Source organism: Haloferax sp. Atlit-48N (assembly GCF_003383015.2).
Taxonomy (GTDB): domain Archaea; phylum Halobacteriota; class Halobacteria; order Halobacteriales; family Haloferacaceae; genus Haloferax; species Haloferax volcanii.
On record NZ_CP137693.1, the window covers coordinates 43,202 to 66,057 of the forward strand.

Genomic DNA, 22,856 nt, shown 5'->3' on the forward strand with positions numbered 1-22,856 from the left:
GGCATGGTCGCAGGTCCGCCGATTCACGAGTTGCACTTCGACGACGCGCCGAGCGTGGACGACGTTCCGGGGCCGAAGTCGACGCGACTCCTCGAAAAGCAACAGCGAATCGACAGCAGCGCCGTCTCGTACCCCGAAGACATCCCCATCGCGTTCGACAGCGGGAAGGGCGCGACGGTGCGCGACGCCGACGGCAACACCTTCATCGACATGTTCGCCGGTATCGGCGTGCTGAACGTCGGCCACTCGAACCCGTACGTCCTCGACGCGGTCCACGAGCAGACGGACAAGTTCGTCCACACCGTCGACTTCCCGACCGAGGCCCGACTCGACCTCATCGAGAAGCTGGACGAAATCGCGCCCGAGGGGCTGCGCGGGAACAACCGCGTCGTCTTCGGCGGTCCGACGGGGAGCGACGCCATCGAGGCCTCGATTAAACTCGCCAAGTACAACACCGAGGGGACCGGTCTCGTCGCCTTCCGCGGCGCGTACCACGGCGCGACGAGCGGCGCGATGAGCCTCACCGGCAACAAGAAGTTCAAAGGCGACTACGCGCCGCTGCTGCCCGACGTGGTCCACGCGCCCTACCCGAACACGGTCGAGATGGGCAAGGGCCCGCAGGAGGCGGTGGACCACTGTCTCGAAGAGGTCAAGGCCATCTTCGAGGACCCCTACGGCGGCCTCGCCAACCCGGCGGGCATCTTTGTCGAGCCGATTCAGGGAGAGGGCGGCGTCGTCACCCCGCCGAAGGGCTTCCTGAAGGGTCTCCGCGACATCGCCGACGACAACGGCGTGCCGCTCGTGTTCGACGAGATTCAGAGCGGCCTCGGTCGCTCCGGCAAGTGGTGGGCCAGCGAGTGGTACGGCGTCACGCCGGACGTGATGACCTCGGCGAAGGCGCTCGGCGGGACCGGCTTCCCGCTGTCGGCGACCATCTACCACGAGGACCTCGACACGTGGGGGTCGGGCGACCACGCGGGAACCTACCGCGGCCACGTCGTCGGGATGCGCGCCGGCACCCGCGCCATCGAGTACATCCAGGAACACGACCTCCTCGCGCACGCCCGCGACCTCGGCCAGTACATCCGCGGCCGGCTCTCGGAGGTCGCGGAGGACAACCCCCGAATCGTGGACGTTCGCGGGAAGGGCCTGTTCATCGGCGCGGAGTTCGTCGACGCCGAGGGCAACCCCGACGGCGACGCGGCCGACGCGCTCCAGCAGTACTGCTTCGAGCGCGGCGTGCTGGTGTGGAAGGCCGGCCGGCACGGCAACATCCTGCGGCTGCTCCCGCCGCTCGTGCTCACCCGCGACCTCGCGGAGACGGCGCTCGACGTCATCACCGACGGCATCGAGTCGGTCACGGCCGAAACGCAACGAGTCTAACCACCCTCACCACCGATGCCACCGGAACGAGTCATCACGGACGACGCCCCGCGCACCGACAACCCCTACTCGCAGGGCGTCGTCGCCGGCGACACGCTCTACGTCTCGGGCTACGGCCCGGTTGACCCCGAGACGGGCGAGGAGGTCGACGGCGACATCGAAGCACAGACCGACCGCGTGCTCGACAACATCGCGGCCGTCGTCTCCGAGGCCGGCGGCGACGGCCTCGACGACGCGGTGAAACTGACGGTGTACGTCACCGACCTCGACGACTACGAACGGGTGAACGAGGCGTACGGCGCGCGGTTCGACGAGGTGCCGCCGGCCCGCGTCTGCGTCGAGGTGGCGCGACTCCCCGGCGACGTGCGAGTCGAGATGGACGCGATAGCGTATCTCGGATAGGTCGCGGATGCGGGGACGGGGCGCGGGGACGCACCCGCGCGACAGCCGAGGTTCCGGGGACCGGCGACCCGCCGGTCAGTCGTTCAGGTCGTCGACTCGGCGGTCGCGCCGCTCGTTCGCGGCGTCGATTCGCTCGACGAACTCGGACATCTGCGCTTTCATGTCGGCGCGCAGGTCGGTCGCAGAGAAGTCGTCGGACTCCGCGAGGAGCCTGACGAACGCCTGTAACTCCTCGTCTGTGAGCTGGTCGAACGCGCCGCGTTCGAGCTTGTCGATGACGGCGTCGACGTCGATTTGGCCGACCGGTTCGACGTTGAAATCGACCGTGACCATCCGGTAGTCGGAGCCGGCCAGTTCCTGTTCGGCCTTGTTGACGCCCTCGGCGAGCATGTCCTTGAACGGGGTGTAGTAGCCCATCGTCCCGAGGTGGAGGAAGGCGAGCATGTCGGTGATGCCCCGCGTGTACGCCTCGCGGTCGGCGGCGTCGGGGTTGAACACCGTCTCGCGGTCGCGGTCTTCGAGCGACTCGAACAGGATGGTGAAATCGAGGATGGCGTTGCGGAGGCGTCGTCGAATCCGGTTTCGCTTCTGTTTTTTCGAGTGGTCGGTGTAGTCGGTCTTCCGGCCGAGCAGGAACTCGCGGTCGCTCGGCGTGAGGATGCCGCGGCCGCGGTCGGCGGCGTAGGCGAGGTCGTCGGTGCCGTCCGTTCCGTCGGCGTCGTTTGCCATATACAGAACGCGTGTACGAATTCGATTAAGCGTTACGAACGAACCGGAAATTCGGCAGATACGGGCCGGAAACCCGGGATTCCTCGGATTCTGTCTACAATTCGTGTGAGAACGCCGGGAGCGCGCGAACGAGGCGGCACCGTTCGGAGCGAAGCGCCCGGCCACGGCGCGACGACCAACCGAAATCGAACCGACCACCGATTTTTCGACCGTTTGTAAACGGATTCCGTTCTCGGCGTCACCGATAACCACAAATTTTATGGTAATGTTTGCACTTGTCGTGACGTAAGACACCAGGTAGCATGGTGTCCGTCGGAGCGATAGCATGACAGACCACATTACAGCACACGGGTGCAACGGTCATCGTGGCGCACAGTTCGGGGCGCGGGCCTCGACCAGTCAGTCGGGAGGTGACGGCTCCGTGCGCACGGAGTCGAGAGGCGCGGTCACTCACGGGGGGTGTCGGCGGTGAGTTCCTCCAACGGCGCGGTCAGCGAGTTCCTCGACGAAATCGAGCCGGTGATATTCGCGTTCGGCGCGGCGATAACGCTGCTTTTCGTCGGCGCGTTCAGCCTCAACCCCGAGGGCTCCTACGAGTTCGTCCTCGGGATTCGCCGGTGGATTCTCGCGACGTTCAACTGGTTCTTCCTGATAGCGATGCTCGGGTTCGTCCTGTTCTTGGGCTTCGTCATCTTCGGGCCGTGGGGGAACCTGAAGCTCGGTGACGAGGACCCCGAGTACGGCTTCCTCTCGTACTTCGCGATGATGTACTCCGCCGGCCTCGCGGCGGGCATCGTCTTCTGGGGCCCCGCGGAGGCGCTGTTCCACTACTCGACGGTCCCGCCGCTGTACGGGGCCGAGGCCCAGTCCTCGGCGGCGATGCCGCTTGCGGTCCAGTACTCCATCTTCCACTGGAGTCTGACCCAGTGGTCGTGTTTCACCGTGATGGGCCTCGCCATCGGCTACTTCGTCTACAACTACGACGCGCCGCTCCGCGTGTCGGCGGTGCTGACGCCGATTCTCGGCGCGGACAACGTCGACGGCGCAATCGGGAAAGTCGTCGACATCCTCGCCGTGTTCGCGACCCTCGGCGGCGTCGCCACCTCGCTTGGCTTCATCGGGAGCCAGTTCATCACCGGCCTGAACTTCCAGTGGGGTATCCAGCTCGGTGACGTGGGGACCATCCTCGTCATCACGGGCATGGTGGTCATCTTCACCATCTCGTTGGTGTTAGGCGTCGACAAGGGGATTCGCCGGCTCTCGAACTTCAACATGGTCGTGTTCGGCCTATTGATGCTCGCGACGCTGATATTCGGGCCGACCTTCCGCATCCTCGAACTCGGTACGCAGGCGACCGGCGGCTTCGTCGGTGATTTCTTCCAGATGAGCCTGTTCACGCAGGCCACCGCGACCAGCGCCAGTAAGTGGGTCAACGCGTGGACCGTCTTCTACTGGCTTTGGCCGCTCGCGTGGTCGCCCTTCGCGGGGCTGTTCATCGCCCGCATCTCGCGCGGTCGGAGCGTCCGCGAAGTCGCGTTCGCCGGCATCGGCGCGACCTCGCTCGCGACGGTCCCGTGGTTCGCCATCGTCGGCGGCGCGGGCGTCATCATGCAGCACACGGGCGCGGCGAACGTCCTCGGTCCGGTCTCGGAGTACGGCGAGGCGGTCTCGGGGTACGTCCTCTTCGGCAATCTCCCCATCGCCGGGCCGCTCCTCCTGTTCGCGTTCCTCGTGCTCGTGACGACGTTCTTCGTCACCTCGGCCGACTCCTCGACGCTCGCGGTGTCGATGATGACCACCGGCGGGAAAGAAGAGCCGTCCGCGCTCAACCGCATCTTCTGGGCCGTCCTCCAGGGCGCGGTCGCGTCCATCCTGATGGTCGTCGGCGGCGTGAACGCCTTGCAGTCCGCGGCGATTATCACGGGCGCGCCGTTCGCGATTATCTGCGTGATAGCGACGCTCGGACTCATCCGAACCTTCCAACAGGACTACGGCAGCCTCCTCCTCCAAGACGAGACGCGCCTCTGGGGGAAGTCGGAGTCGACCGGCGGGCAAGCGCCGGCCGTGAACGTCTCCAGCCACGACGACGACTGACGCCGAGTCCAGCCGACCGCAGTTCCGTCCCCGTCGCCGTCCGTCTCCGTTCTCTGCGCTCGGTTCCCATCGCGAGCGCCGCCGGCGCGGTCGATACGGCCGACGCGACCGACGCGAATAGACCAACACGGTCGTCCCTGAGATACCAAGTTTTAATGTATGCCATTAACAAATCCTGTGTATGAATCGGGATACCGCAGAGCCGGACGCAGCAGCGCTGCCCGGACCCAACGCCGAGAAGTGGGTCGAGTTCCACCACGAACACGCCGCGCCCAGCGAGTACTCCCACGAGTTCGTCTGGGACGTGACCGCCGAGGCCGACGGCCCGTTCGTCACCGACGTGGACGACAACGTCCTCTTGGACTTCACCTGTCACATCGGGGCCGCCCCGCTCGGCTACAACAACGAGAAGGTGCTGTCGAAACTCCGGGAGTTCGACCTCGTCGAGCCGATGAAAATCGCCGGGCAGGACATGTACTTCGGAGCCGGTCCGGACCCCGAGACGGCCGAGTTCCCCGGGGCGAGCCACCTGATGGACAAGCTCACCGACGTGTCCTCTCACTACGGGATGGACACGGTGTTCCTGTCGAACTCCGGGGCCGAGGCCGTCGAGAACGCGATGAAGATAACGCACGACCACGAGGCCCCCGCGAAGTACGGCTACGCCTTCGAGGGGAGTTTCCACGGCCGGACGCTCGGGACGCTCTCGCTCACGAAGTCGAAGGAGGTCTACACCCGCCACTATCCGCAGGTCGCGGGCATCGAGACGGTGCCGTTCTGCGCGGATTCGGGCTGTTCGGGGGGCGACGACGCCTGCGACTGCGGCTTCTTCGCGGGCGACGGCTCGCGGTTGCGGAACTCCCTGTCGCCGGAGGGCGGCCACGTCAACCCCGACGAGGTCGCCTTCGCGATTCTCGAACCGATTCAGGGCGTCGGCGGCTACCGCTTCCCGAGCGAGGCGTTCATGGCCGAGGTGGGCGCCGTCTGCGACACCTACGACATCCCGCTCGTCGTGGACGAGATTCAGTCCGGCGTCGGCCGCACCGGCGAGATGTGGGCCGCCGACCACTACCCCATCGAACCCGACGTCATCGCCAGCGCGAAGGGACTCCGCGTCGGCGCGACCGTCTCGCGGTCCGACGTGTTCCCGACCGAGAAGAACCGCCTCGGGTCGACGTTCGGCGGCGGCGACCTGCTCGCGTCGATGCAGGGCGCGCTCACCCTCGACGCCATCGAGGAGTACGACCTGCTCGACAACGCGACCGAGCGCGGCCGGCAGGCGAGGGAACTCCTCGCCGACGACGCGCCCGACCACGTGGTCGACGTGCGCGGCAAGGGTCTGATGCTCGCCGTCGAGTTCGACACCAAGAAGCGCCGCGACGCCGTCGTCGAGGCGGCGCTCGACCGCGGCCTGCTCACCCTCGGCTGCGGGAAGAAGACGATTCGCCTCCTGCCCCCGCTCGACTCCACCGAGCGCGAAATCGAGCTGGGCGTGGGCATCTTCTGCGAGGCGATGGACGCCGTGGCGACCGAAGCGGTCGCGTGAGGGTCGGCGTCGCCAGCGAACAGCACAGAAAAGATGCAGGCCCGAGAGGGGCCACCCCCGTTTTTCCGGACGCGTCAGGATGACTCAGTAGACTCGCCGCGCTCGTCCAGCGAGTGCGAAGCGACTTCGACTCCGTCAAGCGCCGAAAGCGAGTCGAGGGCGTCCGCGAGGTGGTCCGGGCCGCTCCCGTCGAGTCGGACCTCGACCGGAACCCGATTCGGCGCGTCGGACGCGGTTCGGGCGGCGCGCTCGACGCTGTCGAGTTCGGCCCCCGAGGCAGCGACTGCCTCGGAGAGGTCGCCCAGCGTCGCCGGCCAGCCGTCGAGTTCGAGGCGGGCTTCGACGGCGCGCCCGAGCGCCTGCATCCCGACGCGAGTCAGTTCGGCGTGTTCGGAGAGGCCGACGTTGCCGCCGGAGACGACGGCCGCGACGCGCTCGTCCTCGACGTCGACCGCGCCGGAGAGCAGCGCGGCGACCGGGGCCGCGCCGGCCGGTTCGGTGACCGTCTTCGCCCGCTCCGCGAGGACCGTCGTGGCGACCGCGAGGTCCGTGTCGTCGACCGAGACCACGTCGTCGACGCGGTCGCGGACGACCGCGAAGGTCCGCTCTAACAGTCGCGCGTCGGCGATGCCCTCGGCGACGGTATCGACCGCCGAGAGCATGCGAATCTCGTCGGCCTCCAGCGAGGGCTTGGCGTGGGCCGCGCCCTCGGGTTGGACGCCGATAACTCGCACCTCGGGGTCCCGCGCCTGCATCGCGGTGGCGATGCCCGAGATGAGCCCGCCGCCGCCGATGGAGACGAGAACCGCGTCCACGCCGGGCGCGTCGACCGCGATTTCCCGCCCGACGGTTCCCTGCCCGGCGATGACGGCCGCGTCGTCGAAGGGGTGGACGAACTCCAGTCCCTCGTCCTCTGCGAGTCGCAGGGCGTGTTCGTACGACTCCTCATACAGTTCTCCTTCGACGACGACGTCCGCGCCGTAACCGCGGGTCGCGTCGATTTTCACCGCCGGCGTGATTTCGGGGACGACGATGGTCGTGTCGATGTCCAATAGGTCGCCCGCGAGCGCGACACCCTGCGCGTGGTTGCCGGCGCTGGAGGCGACGACGCCCCGCTCGCGCACCGATTCGGGGAGTTGCGCCATCGCGTTGTACGCGCCGCGAATCTTGAACGACCCCGTCCGCTGGACGTTCTCCAGTTTGAGGTCGACCCGCTCGGCCCCGCAGCGGTCGGCTATCGTCCGCGAGCTATCGAGCGGCGTCCGGTGGACCACGCCGTCGAGGCGCTCGTGGGCGTCCGCCACGTCGTCGGCGGTGACGATTTCGGACGCCGGCGGTGCCGACTCGCCGGTGACGCGCCCGTCGCTCATCGGTTCGCTCCCGCCCCAACTGTCGGTGCCGACTCGACCCCCGAGACCGACAGAATCGACCGCGTGAGCACGTCGACGCCGGTTTCGAGGCTTCGTTCGTCCACGTCGAACGTCGCGGTGTGGTGGCTCGTCGGATGGTCGGTCCCGACGATAGAGTAACAGGCGAGGCCGCCGTCGCGCTGGACGCGCTCCATGAGGAACGTCGCGTCCTCGCTCGCGCCGAAGTCAGCGGTCTGGACGACGCGGTCGACGCCCTCGACGGTCTCGGCCGCGTCGGCCACAGCCTCCACGAGTTCGGGGTCGCTGTCGGCCCGGGGACTCTCGCTGACCACGTCGACCGTCGCCTCGCAGCCGTGCAGTTCGGCGGCCTTCTCGAACCGCCGGCGGAGTTCGGACTTCGCGTACTCCATGAGTTCGGTCGTCTCGCCGCGCGCCTCGGCGACGGCTTCGACCTCGTCGGCGATGACGTTGCTGGCGGTGCCGCCTTCGACCCGACCGACGTTGACGCGAGTCATCCCGTCGGAGTGTCGCGGGATGCCGTAGACGCTCTCGATGGCCGTTCCGAGCGCGTGGATGGCGTTCGCGCCGGCCTCCGGCGCTTTTCCGGCGTGGGCGGTCGTCCCCTCGATTTCCGCGTCGATGTGGCACATGGCGAGCGGTTTCTCGATGCCGGCGACGACTTCGCCCGTCGGGTGGTCGAGGCCGACGTGGACCGCGAAGAAGTAGTCGATGCCGGCGGCGTACTCGCTTTTCGCCATGGGCGCGCCGCCCCCCGAAACCTCCTCTGCCGGCTGGAAGAACACGACGAGGCGACCCGAAAAGTCGCTCTCCTTGACGGCTTCGAGCGTCGCCAGCCCCCACGTCATGTGGGTGTCGTGGCCGCAGGCGTGCATCGTCTCGCCCGTCTCCGAGCGGAAGCCCTCGGCGGCGGGGTCGTGGCCCGCGTCGGCCGACTCCTCGATGAACAGGCCGTCGATGTCGACCCGGAGGCCAACCGTCGGTCCCTCGCCGCGGTCGAGGACGGCGACACAGCCGGTCGTCCCGCCGCGGAGGGGTTCGAGAAGCTCCGGGTCGGTCCCGCGGTCGAGCGCCCGCTCGTACCACTCGTCGAGCCGGTCGTCGCTCGGGACGGCCATCCGGTCTGCGGGGTCGTAGGCGTCCGCGCCGACGGCGAGTTCGTCCACGCCGATGGCGCGGAGTTCCTCGACGAGCCGCGCGGTCGTCCGGAACTCGCACCAACCCGGTTCGGGGTGGCGGTGGAGGTCTCTGCGAAGCTCCGCTAATCGCGCTCGAACGGCGTCAGCCATGCGTACACGTACCACCCGCCACCCACTTAAGCATAAACGGTATCCGTGGACACCGGCTACACAAAAAGACTAAGGGAGCGTCACCCAATCGATGTAGCAACCGCGCCCGCGACGCGCGCGACCGATATCATGACCGAGACAGACATCGTCGTCCTCCGCGAGGGGACCGAGGGCCTTTCGATGGAATCGTACGCCGACGCGCTCCGCGAGCGCCTCCCGGACCGGACCGTGACGCTCGCCCGGACGCCGAAACAGGAACGCGAACTCGTCGCCGACGCCCGCGTCGTCACGGGCATCACGATAGACGAGGACCTGCTGGACCGCGCCGACCGCCTCGAACTGTTCGCCTGCACGTTCGCCGGCACCGACCACGTCCCGATGGACGCGCTCACGGACCACGGCGTCGCCGTCACCAACGCCGGCGGCATCCACGCGCCGGGCATCGCCGAGCAGGCCATCGGCAACATGCTCGTGTTCGCCCGCCGCCTCCACGAGGGCTGGCGGCGCAAAGAGCGCGCCGAGTGGCGGCACTTCCAATCGGGCGAGTTCACCGACAGCACGGTGACGATTATCGGCCTCGGCTCCATCGGGCAGGCCGTCGCCCAGCGCTTGCAGGGCTTCGAAGTGGAGACCGTCGGCATCCGCTACACCCCGTCGAAGGGCGGGCCGACCGACGAAGTCGCCGGCTTCGAATCCGACGCGATTCACGACGCGCTCTCCCGGAGCGACTACGTCGTGGTCGCGTGCCCGCTGAACGACCTGACCCGCAGGCTCATCGGGGACGCGGAGTTCGCCACGATGCCGACCGACGCGGTGCTCGTCAACGCCGCCCGCGGCGGCATCGTCGACACCGACGCGCTCGTGTCGGCGCTCCGGTCGAACAAGATTCGCGGGGCCGCGCTCGACGTGACCGACCCCGAGCCGCTCCCCGCGGACCACCCGCTGTGGGGGCTGGAGAACTGCCTCATCACGCCTCACACGGGCGGACACACGCCGAAACACTGGGACCGCCTCGCCGACATCGTCGCCGGCAACCTCGGGCGGCTCGACGAGGGCGCGGAGCTGGAGAACCAAGTGCTGGCCGCCGAGTCGAACTGACTCCCGATGGCGACGCAGGAACGCCCCGACGACCCTCGCGGCGACCGGCGGGCCGACTCGCAGGTCGACCGGCGTGTCGACCCAAGCGACGACCCGCGCGCCGGCTACGACTACGCCGGCGGCGACACCGACCGCGAGGCGCTCGTCTCCGACCTCGACCGCCTCGTCGACGGCGACGTTCGGTTCGACGAGTACACCCGACAGCTGTACGCGACCGACGCGTCGGCGTACGAAGTGCTCCCCGTCGGCGTCGTCATGCCGACCTCGACCGCCGACGTGGCGGCGGTCGTGGAGTACTGCGCCGACCGCGAGATTCCCGTCCTCCCGCGCGGCGGCGGCACGAGTCTCGCCGGGCAGGCCGTCAACGAGGCGGTCGTCCTCGACCTCTCGCGGCACATGGACGAGGTCGAATCGGTGGACTCCGAGGCGGCGACGGCGACCGCGCAGGCCGGGGTTACGCTCGCGGAGCTCAATAACTCCGCGGCCGACCACGGTCTCACGTTCGGCCCGGACCCCGCCGCGGGCGACCGAAGCGTCCTCGGCGGCGCTATCGGCAACAACTCCACCGGCGCGCACTCGCTGAAGTACGGCAAGACCGACTACTACGTCGAAGAGTGCGAGGTCGTCCTCGCGGACGGGAGCGTCCACCAGTTCGGCGAGGTGGGCGTGGACGACCTCCGGGAGAAAGCCGACCCCGACAGCGACGCGTGGGGTGCCGACGGTCCGGAGAGTCCGCTTCTCCCCCGAATCTACGCCGAGGTCGTCCGCGTGCTCGACGAGGAGCGCGAGGAGATAGACGCCCGCTACCCGGACCTCAAGCGCAACGTCTCGGGGTACAACCTCGACGCGCTGGTCGACGAGGCGCGCGGGGAGCGCCCGCTTTCCGACGGGACCGGCACCGACCCTGACTGCGAGGCGGGGTCCGTGAACCTCGCGCGCCTGCTCGCCGGGAGCGAGGGCACCCTCGCCGTCGTGACCGAGGCGACCGTCTCGCTCGAACCGCTCCCGGAGACGAAGGCGGTCGCGCTCCTCACCTACGAGGACGTGTTCGACGCCGCCGCCGACGTGGCCCCCATCCTCGACCACGACCCCGCGGCGGTCGAACTCATCGACGACGTGCTCATCGACCTCGCGCTCGACACCGCCGAGTTCCACGACGTGGCCGCGTCGCTCCCCGACGGCACCCGCGCGGCCCTGCTGGTCGAGTTCTACGCCGACTCCGACGCGGACGGTCGGCGGAAAGTTGCCGACCTGCTGACGGCTCGCGCGCCCTCGGTGACGCCGGAGGCGACGCCGTCTTCGGGCGTCGGCGTCGCTGACGACGCCCGCGCGTTCGACGCGCTGGAAGCCCACGACGAGGCGGCGCGCGCGGGGCTCTGGGAGATGCGCAAGGCCGCCGCGCCCATCCTGCTCTCGCGGACGACCGACGAGAAGCACATCTCGTTCATCGAGGACTGCGCCGTGCCAGCCGACGAACTGCCGGGGTACGTCGAGCGCTTCCGCGAGGTCATCGACGACCACGACGCGAACACGAGTTTCTACGCCCACGCGGGGCCGGGCGTGCTGCACGTCCGCCCGCTCGTCAACACGAAAACGCTCGACGGCCTCGACTCGTTCGAGACCATCGCCGACGAGGTGACTGACTTCGTCGTCGAGGCCGGCGGGTCGGTGTCGGGCGAACACGGCGACGGCCGCGCGCGAACCCAGTGGAACCGCAAGCTGTACGGCGACCGCCTCTGGAACGCCTTCCGCGACCTCAAGTCGGCGTTCGATCCCGACTGGCTCCTGAACCCGGGGCAGGTCTGCGGCGACGTGTCGATGACCGAGAACCTCCGCTTTTCCCCCGACTACGAGTTCGACGCCGGCTTCGACCCCGAACTCGAGTGGGACACCGAAAACGGCTTTCAGGGGATGGCGGAACTCTGCCACGGCTGCGGCGGCTGTCGGGGCGACCAGTCGACCACCGGCGGCGTGATGTGTCCGACCTACCGCGCCACGGAAGAGGAAGGATTGTCGACCCGCGGCCGGGCGAACATGCTCAGACAGGCGATGAGCGGCGACCTCGACGCCGACGCGACGGACACCGAGTTCATGCGCGAGGTGCTGGACCTCTGTGTCGGCTGTAAGGGCTGTGCCCGCGACTGTCCGAGCGAAGTCGACATGGCGAAACTCAAAGCCGAAGTCGAACACGCCCACCACCAGCGCGAGGGTGCGAGCCTCCGAGACCACCTGTTTGCCGAGGTGGACCGGCTGAACGAACTGGGGTCGCGACTCGCTCCGCTTTCGAACTGGGCGGCGAAGGTGCCGGGCGCGCGGACGGTCATGGAGAAGACCGTCGGCATCGCCCGAGAGCGGTCGCTCCCGACATTCCACCGCGAATCGCTGGAAGACTGGTTCGAAGCGCGGGGCGGCGCTCGCGTCCCCGAGGCCGAGGCGACCGACAAGGTGCTTCTGTTCCCGGACAGCTACACCAACTACAACCACCCCGACGCGGGGAAGGCCGCGGTCCGCGTCCTCGAAGCCGCCGGCGTCCACGTCTCGATTCCCGACGACGTGACCGCCACCGGCCGCCCGGCCCACTCGAAGGGCTTTCTCGACCGGTCGCGGGCGCGCGCCGAGACGAACGTCGACGCGCTCGCGCCCCGCGTCGAATCCGGCTGGAGCGTCGTGCTCGTCGAGCCCTCGGACGCGGTCATGCTCCAGTCGGACTACCTCGACCTGCTTTCGAGCGAGGACGCCGAGCACGTCGCCGCCGAGACCTACGGCATCATGGAGTACCTCGACGCGAAGCGCCTCGTTGAGGGCCTCGACTGCGACGCGGCGGCGGGCGCGGCCGACGAGACGCTGACGTACCACGGTCACTGCCACCAGAAGGCGACGCGGAAGGACCACCACGCTGTCGGTGTCCTCCGGCGCGCCGGCTACGACGTGGACCCGCTCGATTCCGGCTGTTGCGGCATGGCCGGGAGCTTCGGCTACGAGGCCGAACACCACTCGCTGTCGACGGCCATCGGCGGCATCCTCGCGGACCAGATTAGCGGGAGCCGCGGCGACACCGTCGTCGCCCCCGGCGCGTCGTGTCGGACCCAACTGGAGGACATGGACGGCGCGGCCGACGACCCGCCGCACCCGATAGAGAAGGTCTCCGAAGCGGTCGCTGACTGAGACGCGCGCCGAAAAAGAACCGCGAGTCGTGTCAGCTTTCGCCCGACGCGCAGTCGCTCAGGGCCAGAGGCCCCGCGTCTCCTTCGCGCCGCCGATGCGAGAGAGCGCGACGACGTAGGCCGCGTCGCGCCACGTCAGGTCGCGTTCTTCGACGTGTTCGCGGACCGCGTTCCACGCCTTGAGCATCTCCGATTCGAGTTCCTCGTGGACGCGTTCGAGCGACCACTGGCGGCGGTTGATGTCCTGGAGCCACTCGAAGTACGAGACGGTGACGCCGCCGGCGTTGGCGAGGATGTCGGGGACGACCGGGATGCCGCGCTCTTCGAGGACGGCGTCGGCCGCGAACGTCGTCGGCCCGTTCGCGCCCTCGACGACCATCTCCGCCGAGATGGCATCGACGTTCTCGGTCGTGATGACGTTCCCGATGGCCGCCGGGATGAGCACGTCCACGTCGAGTTCGAGCAGTTCCTCGTTCGAAAGCGACTCGGGGGCGTCGTAGCCCGACACCATGCCGGGGCGCTCGTCGTGGCCCTCGACGTCCTGCGTGTCGAGGCCGTCGGGGTCGTAGATGGCTCCGTCCACGTCGGAGACGGCGACCACCTTCGCGCCCCACTCGTCGAGGAGGCGGGCGGCGTTCGCGCCGACCGAACCGAACCCTTGGACCGCGACGGTCGTGTCTTCGATGTCCCAGTCGTAGAAGTCAACGGCCTCGCGGGTGACGATGGCGACGGAGCGACCGGGGGCTTCCTCGCGGCCGTACGACCCGCCAATGACCGGCGGCTTGCCCGTCACGACGCCGGGCGTCGTCTCGCCCTGCTGCATCGAGTAGGCGTCCATGAACCACGCCATCTCCTGCGGACCGGTTCCCATGTCGGGCGCGGGAACGTCCTTCTTCGGCCCGACGACGTTGCGAATCTCCTCGGCGAAGCGGCGCGTGAGTCGCTCGCGCTCCTCGTCGGAGAGCGTCTTCGGGTCGACCGCGACGCCGCCCTTGCCGCCGCCGAACGGCAGGTCCATCACGGCGCACTTCCAGGTCATCCACATCGAGAGCCCGATGCACTCGTCGGCGGTCACTTCCGGGTGGTAGCGAAGTCCGCCCTTGTACGGCCCGCGCACGTCGTCGTGCTGGGCGCGGAAGCCGGTGAACACGTCGAGCGAGCCGTCGTCGCGGCGGAGCGGGACCGACACCTGCTGGACTCGCGTCGGGTGCTTCAGGCGCGCGACGACGCCGTCGTCCACGTCGGCGTGACTCGCCGCGCGTTCGAGTTGCCGTCGCGCGGTCGCCAGCGCCGTCTCGGGTTCGGACCCCGAGCCGCCGTCGGTGACCGCCTCGCCGTTTCGATTTTTGCCATCTTCGTTCATCATATTAGGGCTGTGACCCGGAGTCATAATTAAGTTGTGAATAGCCGGCGGGGGAAGTCGGCCAGCGGTTCCGCCCCGTCGGACGTGACGACGAACGTCTCGCTGAGTTCGACGCCGAAGTCGTCGAACCAGAGACCGGGGATGGTGTGGAACGTCATGTTCTCTTCGAGGACGGTCTCGTCGCCGGGGCGGAGGCTCGCCGTGTGTTCGCCCCAGTCCGGGGGGTAGCCCAGCCCCATCGAGTAGCCGATGCGGTCTTTCTTCTCGATGCCGTACTGGGCGATGGTGTCGCGCCACGCCTTCTCGACGGCCTCGCAGGTCACGCCGGGTTCGACCGCGTCGAGGGCGGCTTCCATCCCCTCGACGACGATGTCGGCCCGCCGGGACAGCTCTTCGGGCGGGTCGCCGACGAACGTCGTCCGTGCGAGCGGCGAGTGGTAGCGGTGTCGACAGCCCGAGAGTTCGATGATGACCGGGTCGCCGTCCTCGAATTCGCGGTCGGTCCACGTGAGGTGCGGCGTGCCGGTGTGGTCCCCCGAGGGCATCAGCGGGACGATAGACGGGTAGTCGCCGCCGTAGTCGTCGGTCCCCTCGATGAGCGCCGAGTAGATTGCCTCGGCGGCCTCGTACTCGGGGACGCCCTCCTCGATGACGTCGAGGCCGGCCTGCATCGCGTTCTCGGAGATGCGGGCGGCCTCGCGCATGTAGTCGAGTTCGGCGTCGGACTTCTTGATGCGCACGCGGTTCACGAGGAGCGTCGTGTCCTCGAAGCTCGCCTCGGGGAGATTCTTTTGCAGGCGCGTGTACGACTTCGCGGTGAAGTAGTAGGCGTCCATTTCGAGGCCGACGCGGGCGTCGTCGACGCCGAGGTCCTCCAGCACGGCCGCGACGAAGTCCATCGGGTGGAGGTCGTGCGGCGACTGGACGTGGTCGTCGCTGTACGGCCGGATGCTCTCCTCGCTCAGCGTGGTCGTCGCGCGCGCGCCGTTGGCGTCCATGTCGCGGCCGACCCACACGGGTTCGTCGCGGTCCCGCGTGACCACGACGCCCTGATGGACGTAAAACGACCAGCCGTCGTAGCCGGTGAGATAGTTCATGTTCGCGGGGTCGCTCACGAAGAGCGCGTCCAGTCCCCGCTCGGCCATCCGCTCTTTGGTCCGGGCGATGCGTCTGTCGTACTCGGCGCTGTCGAATACGGCTCTTGGCATGGGAACCTCTATCGAACCATCGAATAGGGCCCGTAAAAATTTTTTGTGGACCACGGTCACGGATACTGTGTACGTCAACGCCGCGGTGGCAGTTAGTATTGTATATTATCCACATGACTATATCCGATGCAGAGGGCCACAGGTACCGGTCGTATCTCATTACAGCCATATTAAGCCTCCAGAAATTTGAATTATCTAAACTATGTGACTTATATAGATAATCTAGATTATTTCACCAAGCTATTGTGTTCCACAGATACAATTCTAACTGCCACCAGCTCACCGAGAACAGTACGCATCTGCTGGGAGCCCAATCGTTATTCCTCGCAGTCTCGGAGCGGGGGTATGGACTTCTCTATCGTCGACCTCTCGCCGGTTCCAAAAGGTGGGACCGCGACCGACGCGTACGCGAACACCGTCGAAACCGCCAAGCAAGCCGAGCGACTGGGTTACTCGCGCTTCTGGGTCGCCGAGCACCACGGCATGGCGAACACCCTCGCGGGGACGACGCCCGAGGTGTTGCTCGGCCACCTCGCCGCCGAGACGGACTCGATTCGGCTCGGTTCCGGCGCGGTGTTGCTCAACCATTACAGCCCGTTCAAGGTCGCAGAACAGTTCGGCGCGCTCGACGGACTCGCGCCCGGCCGCATCGACGCGGGACTCGGGCGGGCGAACGGGTCGCCGGCGGCGGACCAGGCGCTCGGGACGGACCGGCACGTCGAGGACCCCGACGGCGACCACGCGGAGAAAATCGAGGCCGTCGTCAACCACCTCTACGACGACTACCCCGACGAACACCCCTACGCCGACCTCGAAATCCCGCGGGGCGACGGCGACCTGCCGGTTCCGTGGGTGCTCGGGTCGAGTCCGTCAAGCGCGACCATCGCGGGCGAACTCGGACTCCCCTACTGCTTCGCGGGCTTCATCAGACCCCAGTTCGCCGTCCACTCCTTCGAGGAGTACCGCGAGAGCTTCCAGTCGTCGTCGCTCGCCGGCGGCATCGACGAACCACACGGCATGGTCGCGGTGAACGCCGTCTGCGCCGAGACCGACGAGGAGGCCGCGCGACTCCGCGCGGTGGCCGAGGCGTCGTACAAGCGGATGCGCCGCGGCGAGGTCGGCACGCGACCGACCGTCGAGGAGGCGATAGACGAACTCGGCGGCGTCCCCGAGCCCACGCCGGCGACCCTCGGAGCGAACGAGTGGCCGCGCGCGATTTCCGGCAGTCCCGACACGATTTCGGGGCTGTTGGACCAGCTCGCGGAGCGCGTCGGGGCCGACGAGATGATGATTCAACACGTCGTCGGCAATCACGAAGACGGCCTCCGCTCGCACGAACTGCTCGCAGAGGGCGTCGGCCTCGTCTGACGCGCCGGTCTCCGAGACAGTCCGGCTCCCGGTCGATTCATATCCCAGTCCCCGAAATGAGAGGTGTGTCACGCCTACGTCATCTCCGGCTCGAAGACACGCCGTTCGAGGCCAGAGAGTTCTCGCTGCTCTGGCTCATCGCGCTGGCGACCTACGGCGTCGGCGACATCGTCACGACGCTGACGATTCTCTACTACGAGCGCCGGTTCGACGAGGCGAACGCCCTCCTCGTGGCGAGCACGGACGCTCTCGGACGGTGGGGACTCGTCCTCCCGAAGCTCGCGGTGTTCCTCCTCTGTCTCGGCATCTGCGTCTACGGCGCTCGCGTGGGTGATAAAGTCCTATACTACCTCCCGCCGGTCACGCTCGCCGTCATCGGAGCGTTCGCCACGGCGTTCAACCTCCGGCTCTTCGTCGGCTGAGCGGCGAGCGACGGAAAAACGAGGCGCGAACGGCTCAGTCGGTCGCCTGTTCGAGCGTGAAGACGAACTCCACGTCGACGCTGTCGGTCTGTATCTCGTTGCCTGCCGCCTCCCGAATCCGCCACTCGACGACGAGCGACAGGGACTCCCCGCCGTCGAGTCGGCCGAGCGCGACGGACTCGTTCCACACGTCGGCGAAGTCGAGATACGTCGTCTCGTCACCGAGCACGTAGGTACTCGTCCCGTTCGCCCGCTCGACGCGAAGCCGGACGGCGAGCACCTCGTGGAGTTCGCCCTCGTCGGCTCCGCCGGTCGAATCGACCGCTAACTCGGGGCCGGAGCGACCGTTTTCGGCGGACTCGAACGGCATCGACTCCAGCGTCAACACGCCGGGGTCGCGCCCGCGGTTGGTGAGCGTCCCCGTCGAGTTGCCCGCGGAGCCGGGTGCGACCGACTGGGTGTCGAGAAGCGAGACGCCCGCCCCGCCGGAGCCGAGTTCGAGGTCGACGCCCGCCGGGGCGCTCCCGGCGGTGTTCTCGACGGTCACGTCGAACGACGCCGTCTCCTCGGTTCGGGCGACCTCGGTCGAGTCACGGAAGAACACCGCGGTCACGGAGACGTAGCCCGTCGTGACAGTCGTCTCGCCGTCGTCGGTGGCGGCGAAGCCGGCGGTTCGGTTCCCCTCGGCGTACGTCACGTCGGAGCCGAGTGCGGTGGCGATGTCCACGGGACTCGACTCCCGGAGCGTGACGCGGCGCTCTTCCTGCCAGCCGTCGTCGGGGACCCACGCGTTCACCACGAGCACGACGCTGTCGACCGTGCCGGTCCACGAGAGCGTCCCGGTCACGGGGCCGCTGAGCGTCCCGACCGTCCCGTCGACGCTGCGGACCGTCGCCGGGTCCGCGGCCTCGACCGTGAGCGTCGGGTCGGGCGACACCGACGATTCGGCCGTCGTCGTCGTTTGACTGTCTCCGGAGCCACCACCTCCACCGCCACCGCCACCGCCACCGCCGCCTCCAACGCCACCGCCAGTTCCAGCGCGTGCCGTGGTGGTCGGGGGTGGACTGCTCGTCGGCGCGGGCGTTGGCGTGGGAGACGACGGGGTCGGGTTCGGCGTTGTGGTCGCGCTCGGCGTCGACGCGGGTGTCGGAGTGTCCGGGTCTTCGAACTGGTTCGTTTCCTCCGGTGGGGCGTCCGGCGTCGGCGGCGGCGGGGGGGTCACGGTGACGGTCGGCGGCGACGGCTCGGGGTCGTCGCCACGGAGGTCCGAGAGCACGTCGTTGATACCGCGGTCGTCGAGGAAGCGTTCGATGCTTCCGGGAGCGGCAAAGCCGGTTCCGACCAGCACGATGCCGATGACGACGAAGACGATAAACACCCGGCCGACGACCTGCGAGAACTGCGGCGAGAGCGTGCCGAAAAGTTTCGCCGGCAAGAGCGAGGCGAGCGACAGCGGAAGCGGGAACAGGCCCGCACGCGGCGGGCGGTACTCGACCACCAGCGCCGTCTCGGTCGGCCGGTCGCCGGGTTCGACTTCGTCGCCGACGTCGACCGGACGCGTCTCGGTTCGCGGCCCGTCACCCTCGTCGGAAGAGGACCGCTCGCGCTCGCGTTCGACGAGCGTGGCGTCACCGTCGACGCCGACGAACGACGCCGACGACGGGTCCCAACGCCGGACCGCCCGGACGACGCCGTGGACGGGGAGGCGCTCGCCCGGGAGACAGAGGACGCGGTCGCCCCGCGAGAGACGGTCGAAGTCGACCTCCTCGAAGCGCTCGGCGTCGTCGTCGCGGTCGGCCGCCGACGCGTCGACGAGGCGGCGACACCGCGTCGCGTCGGCGAGCAGGAGTTCGGGCGACCGCTCCGGCGTCCAGTCGAAGTCGAACGCGTCCCCGTCGTCCGAGCCGGTCACGAGAAATTCACCTCCCGTCCTCGGAGGGCTCGTCGGTCGCCGCCGCGTCAGAAGCGCGGTCGACGGGGTCGGTCACCCACACCATGTCGCCGGGCGAGTCGGAGGACGCGGAGGCGGAGACGGAGGCGGACGCCGAGGTCGACGGGTCGACGACCGCAACGGGCTCCGAGAGACGGACGCCCGTTCGCTCGGGGGAGAGCGTGACGCCGCCGTCGGAGGCGCTGACGTAGCCAGTTCCGGTCTCGGTCCCCGCGTCGGGCGACCCGTCGCGTCCGGCGCTCTCGTCGGACTCGTCGGAGTCGACCTCGACGAGCGCGTCGGCGTACAGCGAGTAGAGTTCGGTCACGACGAGAAGTACGCCGGGGATGATGACGAACAGGACCAACCCGAGTTGCGACTGGGCGAACTGCGCGGCGAGGCCGAGGTACGGGACGTGGAACCAGACGCGGCCGACGACGCGGTCGGCGGCGACGGGGTCCGAGTCGATATCCTCGTTGGCGTCGCCTTTCGTCCGGAACACCGGGCTGTCGCCGCTTCGGTCCACCGCGACGACCCGGTGGGTCACGCGGTCGGTCCGCTCGTCGGTGATGGCGCTCCCGGCCGCTCGGTAGGTGATGATGTCGCCCTCCGAGATGTCCGCGGGCGACACGTCGCGGACGACCACCACGTCGCCGGCGTCGAACGTCGGTGACATGCTTCCGGAGAGGACGGTGTAACTGGCGTCGGCCCCCAAGGCCTGCGGCGCGGCGAGCACGACGACGAGCGCGACGACGACGAGGAGGACGACGCCGCCGAGGACGCGGGCCGCCGCGGCGAGGCGAGACCAGTTCATTGGTCGGTCGTCTCCATCGTCTCCGTCGTCTCCGTCGTCTCCGTCGTCATCGCCTGCTCACCGTCGTCGTCGCTGTCGTCAACTTCGGTCTCACCGTCTGCATCCTCGCCCGGGCGACGCTTCTCGTCGGTTCCCTCGTCTGCTTCAGCTGTGCCGCTCCGGTCGGGCTCTCCGGCTGTGTCGTTGACCGTGCCGCTCCGGTCGGGTTCGTCGCCTGCGTCTTCGCTCGTGCGACTCTCGTCGTCTCCGCTTGTTTCGTTGACCGTGCCGCTCTCGTCAGCTTCGGCTGCGTCCTTTTCCTCCGAGCGAGGCTCGTCGTCTCCGCCTGCCTCGGTGAGTTCGTCGCTCTCGTCGTCTTCGTCGCCTTCGGCGGCTTTTTCGACCGGGTCGCGTTCGTCCGCGTCGATTTCAGCCGCTTCGATGTCGTCTTCGGCGCTGGTGTGGTGATGGTGGCCGCCGTCTGTCTTGACGTCGACGCGCACCACGAGGTCGTCGGGGTCGGCGTGCGAGTAGTGGTGCCACGAGAACCGGAGTTTGCCGGTGAGCGAGAACGACCCGTCCATCTCGCGGCGAATGCGGACGTGGTTCGTGCCGGTCGCGTCGACCGAAACGTCTGCGAGGCTGCTCGTCCGCCCGTCGGCGGTGAGTTCGAGGTCCGAGACCGCGACCGACGACCACGCGGCCGAGGCGGAGACCGTGACGCCGAGCGCGACCACGTCGCCCGCGCCGACGCCCTGTCCCTTCTGGCCGTATTTGTCCGGGTACTCCGTGTCGCCGACGGTCATCGTCACCTTGCTGCCGTCGAAGTCGACGCGGAACGATTCGGTTCGGCCCGAGACCCACGCGCGCTGCCAGTCGTTGTTCTGCTTGTGGAGGCGGGTCTCGAAGGGACCGGAACGCTTCAGCACCGCGATTTCGTAGTTCTCCGGCTCCGAGTTGCCGTACACGAAGCCGTCGTAAGGCTCGCCGTAGCGGGCGACCGTCGCCCAGTCCCAGCCGCCCATCGCGTCGCGGGCGTCGCCGGAGCCGGACTCCGAGTCGTCGTCGCCGGCCTCGCAGGTCGCGCCGCCGTCCGAGTCGGCTCGCTGGTCGAGCGCGAACCGGAGGTCGACGCCCGCGATGTCCGAGGCGACTTCGTTGCCGGCGCTCGACGGGAGTCGCCACGCGATGGAGAACTCCACCGACTCGCCGGAGGCGAGTTCGTAATCGAGGTCGAACGTCTCGTCCGCGACGAAAATCGAGTCGAGGGTCGCGTAGTCCGAACGCCCGCAGAGGAACGTCTTCGACCCGTCGGGAGCTTCGAGCCACGCGCGGACTTCGAGCACCTGCGCGAGTTCGCCGTCGCCGACGCGGGGGTCGTTCTGCGACGGGGGCTCCGACTGGCCGTTTTCGTCGTCGGTGACGCCGAGCACGTCGATGTCGAGGAAGCCGGTGAGCGACCCGCGGTTGCGGAGCGTCACCGACGCGGTGCCGCTGTCGCCGGGCGCGACGTCGACCTCTTCGAGGAACGTGAGTTGCTCGTCGTCGCCGTCGACCGTCAGGTCGAGCGTGCCGACGCCGAACGACGCGTCGGCGCGCTCGGCGTCGGAAAACGCCGAGTAGGTGCCGACGCCCGCGGCGGCGCTTCCGGCGCTAATCGTGAAGAGCCCGCCGAGGAAGCGGCGTCGAGTGAGCGTCAGCGTTGGCGTCTGTTTCGGCATTGAGTGGCGTCGATGAGTGCGTCCGAACGGCCGGGACGAAAGAGGAGACTCGGTCGGAGTGGCTGCGACCGAGTCGCGTCGTCCCCGTCGCCCGCGAACGAGGGTGATTGCTGGCTGTGCTGCGGGGTCGTTACCGGCGGTTCTGCCGGGTCGTTACTGGCTGTCCCGCTGGTTCAGTTCGAAGTCGAACTGGATGTCGAGCCCGTCGGCCTGGAACTCGTTGCCGGCGCTTTCCTGCATCGCCAGCGCGAAGGAGAACGTCTTCGTCTCGCCGGATTCGAGGTCGATGTCCTGGACGTTCGAGTCGTCGTCGCCGTCGGCCGCGTCGCTGTTCGCCGCGACCACGTCAGCGAGGGTGGCCGAGCCGCCGAAGCGGTCGTCGAGCACGTCGAGGCTCCCGACTTCGAACGTCGTCACGTCGAGGACGCCCGCGAGGTCTGCCACCGAGGCGTCCGCGTCGCCGTCGTCGCCCGCCGTGGCGTCGCTGTCGTTTTCGGTCAGCGTGAGGTCGATGTCGAGACTGCCGTCGAGCGACCCGTCGTTTTCGAGGTCGACTTCGAAAGTGTCGGTCTCGTCGCCGGGCGCGAGACCCGTGGCGCTGAAACTCGCGGAACTGGCTCCGTCGGCGAGGCTCAGCGTCCCCGCCTGAAGCGTGTTCTCGGTGCTCGATTCGGTGTCGTTAAAGAGGGCGAACGTGCCCACGCCGGCGGCGGCGCTTCCCGCACCAATCGTGAGGAGCCCCCCGAGGGCGCGGCGTCGCGTGAGTTTGAATACTTTGTCTGCCATTGAGTTCTCCGTGCGGCCCACCGTACACCCACTCCCGTCCGTGATATTCTGGGTGGGGTGACCTTCAGATATCTCTACTCGATTACGCGGCAATAACCCGATACCACCACTATGCGGTATCCGACAAGAACCGAGCGACGTGATAGCGCTCGGCACGTGAGCGCGGAGGAAC

The 22,856-nt window shown here is 68.3% G+C and carries 17 protein-coding genes; 8 read left to right on the forward strand and 9 right to left on the reverse strand.

Translation table 11 applies throughout. From position 1 onward, the window contains the following. Positions 1 to 3: 3 nt before the first annotated feature. Together DEQ67_RS18100 and DEQ67_RS18105 are read left to right on the forward strand one after the other, a co-directional pair. Positions 4 to 1,383, forward strand: coding sequence for an aspartate aminotransferase family protein (locus DEQ67_RS18100; protein WP_115861329.1), 1,380 nt, complete (start codon positions 4 to 6; stop codon positions 1,381 to 1,383). A 15-nt stretch (positions 1,384 to 1,398) separates the two neighbouring features. Next, positions 1,399 to 1,785, forward strand: coding sequence for a Rid family detoxifying hydrolase (locus DEQ67_RS18105; protein ID WP_008097267.1), 387 nt, complete (start codon positions 1,399 to 1,401; stop codon positions 1,783 to 1,785). Positions 1,786 to 1,860: 75 nt separating this feature from the next. Here the strand turns inward: DEQ67_RS18105 and DEQ67_RS18110 are convergent, their stop codons facing one another. Continuing rightward, positions 1,861 to 2,514 carry a hypothetical protein gene (locus DEQ67_RS18110; RefSeq protein WP_004041279.1) on the reverse strand — a complete coding sequence of 218 codons (654 nt, stop codon included), beginning with the start codon at positions 2,512 to 2,514 and terminating at the stop codon, positions 1,861 to 1,863. Positions 2,515 to 2,973: 459 nt separating this feature from the next. On the opposite strand from DEQ67_RS18110, the gene DEQ67_RS18115 reads away from it, so the two are divergent. Both DEQ67_RS18115 and DEQ67_RS18120 read left to right on the forward strand, forming a co-directional pair. Next, on the forward strand, positions 2,974 to 4,608 hold the full coding sequence (locus DEQ67_RS18115) for a BCCT family transporter (RefSeq protein ID WP_004061931.1): 1,635 nt from the start codon (positions 2,974 to 2,976) through the stop codon (positions 4,606 to 4,608). A gap of 181 nt (positions 4,609 to 4,789) precedes the next feature. Beyond that, positions 4,790 to 6,154, forward strand: coding sequence for an aminotransferase class III-fold pyridoxal phosphate-dependent enzyme (locus DEQ67_RS18120; protein WP_115803676.1), 1,365 nt, complete (start codon positions 4,790 to 4,792; stop codon positions 6,152 to 6,154). A 74-nt stretch (positions 6,155 to 6,228) separates the two neighbouring features. On the opposite strand, the gene DEQ67_RS18125 is transcribed toward DEQ67_RS18120, so the two are convergent. Both DEQ67_RS18125 and DEQ67_RS18130 read right to left on the reverse strand, forming a co-directional pair. Continuing rightward, entirely contained in the window at positions 6,229 to 7,524 is a 1,296-nt protein-coding gene (locus DEQ67_RS18125; protein WP_115891545.1) for a threonine ammonia-lyase, read from the reverse strand. Further along, entirely contained in the window at positions 7,521 to 8,831 is a 1,311-nt protein-coding gene (locus DEQ67_RS18130) for an amidohydrolase (RefSeq protein WP_115891544.1), read from the reverse strand. Before DEQ67_RS18130 ends, DEQ67_RS18125 begins: the two co-directional genes overlap by 4 nt. A gap of 129 nt (positions 8,832 to 8,960) precedes the next feature. Between DEQ67_RS18130 and DEQ67_RS18135 the strand changes: the two genes are divergently transcribed. Beyond that, on the forward strand, positions 8,961 to 9,929 hold the full coding sequence (locus DEQ67_RS18135) for a D-2-hydroxyacid dehydrogenase (protein ID WP_115891543.1): 969 nt from the start codon (positions 8,961 to 8,963) through the stop codon (positions 9,927 to 9,929). A 6-nt stretch (positions 9,930 to 9,935) separates the two neighbouring features. Next, positions 9,936 to 13,094, forward strand: a complete 3,159-nt coding sequence (locus DEQ67_RS18140) for an FAD-binding and (Fe-S)-binding domain-containing protein (protein WP_115891542.1) — start codon at positions 9,936 to 9,938, stop codon at positions 13,092 to 13,094. A 57-nt stretch (positions 13,095 to 13,151) separates the two neighbouring features. Here DEQ67_RS18140 and gdhB read toward each other — a convergent pair whose 3' ends face one another. Together gdhB and DEQ67_RS18150 are read right to left on the reverse strand one after the other, a co-directional pair. After that, positions 13,152 to 14,459: a glutamate dehydrogenase GdhB gene (gdhB, locus tag DEQ67_RS18145; RefSeq protein WP_006600086.1), complete on the reverse strand. Its 1,308-nt coding sequence runs from the start codon at positions 14,457 to 14,459 to the stop codon at positions 13,152 to 13,154. Between the two features lie 26 nt (positions 14,460 to 14,485). Then, positions 14,486 to 15,664, reverse strand: coding sequence for a M24 family metallopeptidase (locus tag DEQ67_RS18150; RefSeq protein WP_115803671.1), 1,179 nt, complete (start codon positions 15,662 to 15,664; stop codon positions 14,486 to 14,488). A gap of 345 nt (positions 15,665 to 16,009) precedes the next feature. Between DEQ67_RS18150 and DEQ67_RS18155 the strand changes: the two genes are divergently transcribed. Both DEQ67_RS18155 and DEQ67_RS18160 read left to right on the forward strand, forming a co-directional pair. Beyond that, on the forward strand, positions 16,010 to 17,032 hold the full coding sequence (locus DEQ67_RS18155) for an LLM class flavin-dependent oxidoreductase (RefSeq protein ID WP_115861339.1): 1,023 nt from the start codon (positions 16,010 to 16,012) through the stop codon (positions 17,030 to 17,032). A 65-nt stretch (positions 17,033 to 17,097) separates the two neighbouring features. After that, on the forward strand, positions 17,098 to 17,454 hold the full coding sequence (locus DEQ67_RS18160; protein WP_004061917.1) for a hypothetical protein: 357 nt from the start codon (positions 17,098 to 17,100) through the stop codon (positions 17,452 to 17,454). Positions 17,455 to 17,488: 34 nt separating this feature from the next. Here DEQ67_RS18160 and DEQ67_RS18165 read toward each other — a convergent pair whose 3' ends face one another. From DEQ67_RS18165 to DEQ67_RS18180, 4 genes are all read right to left on the reverse strand, one after another. After that, positions 17,489 to 19,366, reverse strand: coding sequence for a hypothetical protein (locus DEQ67_RS18165; protein ID WP_115891541.1), 1,878 nt, complete (start codon positions 19,364 to 19,366; stop codon positions 17,489 to 17,491). 7 nt (positions 19,367 to 19,373) lie between these two features. Further along, positions 19,374 to 20,198, reverse strand: coding sequence for a signal peptidase I (locus DEQ67_RS18170; protein WP_115891540.1), 825 nt, complete (start codon positions 20,196 to 20,198; stop codon positions 19,374 to 19,376). After that, positions 20,195 to 21,898 carry a TasA family protein gene (locus DEQ67_RS18175; RefSeq protein ID WP_115891539.1) on the reverse strand — a complete coding sequence of 568 codons (1,704 nt, stop codon included), beginning with the start codon at positions 21,896 to 21,898 and terminating at the stop codon, positions 20,195 to 20,197. The genes DEQ67_RS18170 and DEQ67_RS18175 overlap by 4 nt, the downstream gene beginning before the upstream one ends. Before the next feature lie 153 nt (positions 21,899 to 22,051). After that, positions 22,052 to 22,684 (reverse strand): TasA family protein, encoded by a 633-nt coding sequence (locus DEQ67_RS18180; protein ID WP_004061909.1) that lies wholly within the window; start codon positions 22,682 to 22,684, stop codon positions 22,052 to 22,054. Between the last annotated feature and the right edge of the window lie 172 nt (positions 22,685 to 22,856).

Bases quoted from the DNA above. Each gene is read 5' to 3' on its own strand.
- DEQ67_RS18100 (WP_115861329.1), top strand. From the start codon at position 4: ATGGTCGCAGGTCCGCCGATTCACGAGTTGCACTTCGACGACGCGCCG.
- DEQ67_RS18105 (WP_008097267.1), top strand. From the start codon at position 1,399: ATGCCACCGGAACGAGTCATCACGGACGACGCCCCGCGCACCGACAAC.
- DEQ67_RS18110 (WP_004041279.1), bottom strand. From the start codon at position 2,514: ATGGCAAACGACGCCGACGGAACGGACGGCACCGACGACCTCGCCTAC.
- DEQ67_RS18120 (WP_115803676.1), top strand. From the start codon at position 4,790: ATGAATCGGGATACCGCAGAGCCGGACGCAGCAGCGCTGCCCGGACCC.
- DEQ67_RS18125 (WP_115891545.1), bottom strand. From the start codon at position 7,524: ATGAGCGACGGGCGCGTCACCGGCGAGTCGGCACCGCCGGCGTCCGAA.
- DEQ67_RS18130 (WP_115891544.1), bottom strand. From the start codon at position 8,831: ATGGCTGACGCCGTTCGAGCGCGATTAGCGGAGCTTCGCAGAGACCTC.
- DEQ67_RS18135 (WP_115891543.1), top strand. From the start codon at position 8,961: ATGACCGAGACAGACATCGTCGTCCTCCGCGAGGGGACCGAGGGCCTT.
- DEQ67_RS18140 (WP_115891542.1), top strand. From the start codon at position 9,936: ATGGCGACGCAGGAACGCCCCGACGACCCTCGCGGCGACCGGCGGGCC.
- gdhB (WP_006600086.1), bottom strand. From the start codon at position 14,459: ATGATGAACGAAGATGGCAAAAATCGAAACGGCGAGGCGGTCACCGAC.
- DEQ67_RS18150 (WP_115803671.1), bottom strand. From the start codon at position 15,664: ATGCCAAGAGCCGTATTCGACAGCGCCGAGTACGACAGACGCATCGCC.
- DEQ67_RS18155 (WP_115861339.1), top strand. From the start codon at position 16,010: ATGGACTTCTCTATCGTCGACCTCTCGCCGGTTCCAAAAGGTGGGACC.
- DEQ67_RS18170 (WP_115891540.1), bottom strand. From the start codon at position 20,198: ATGAACTGGTCTCGCCTCGCCGCGGCGGCCCGCGTCCTCGGCGGCGTC.
- DEQ67_RS18175 (WP_115891539.1), bottom strand. From the start codon at position 21,898: ATGCCGAAACAGACGCCAACGCTGACGCTCACTCGACGCCGCTTCCTC.
- DEQ67_RS18180 (WP_004061909.1), bottom strand. From the start codon at position 22,684: ATGGCAGACAAAGTATTCAAACTCACGCGACGCCGCGCCCTCGGGGGG.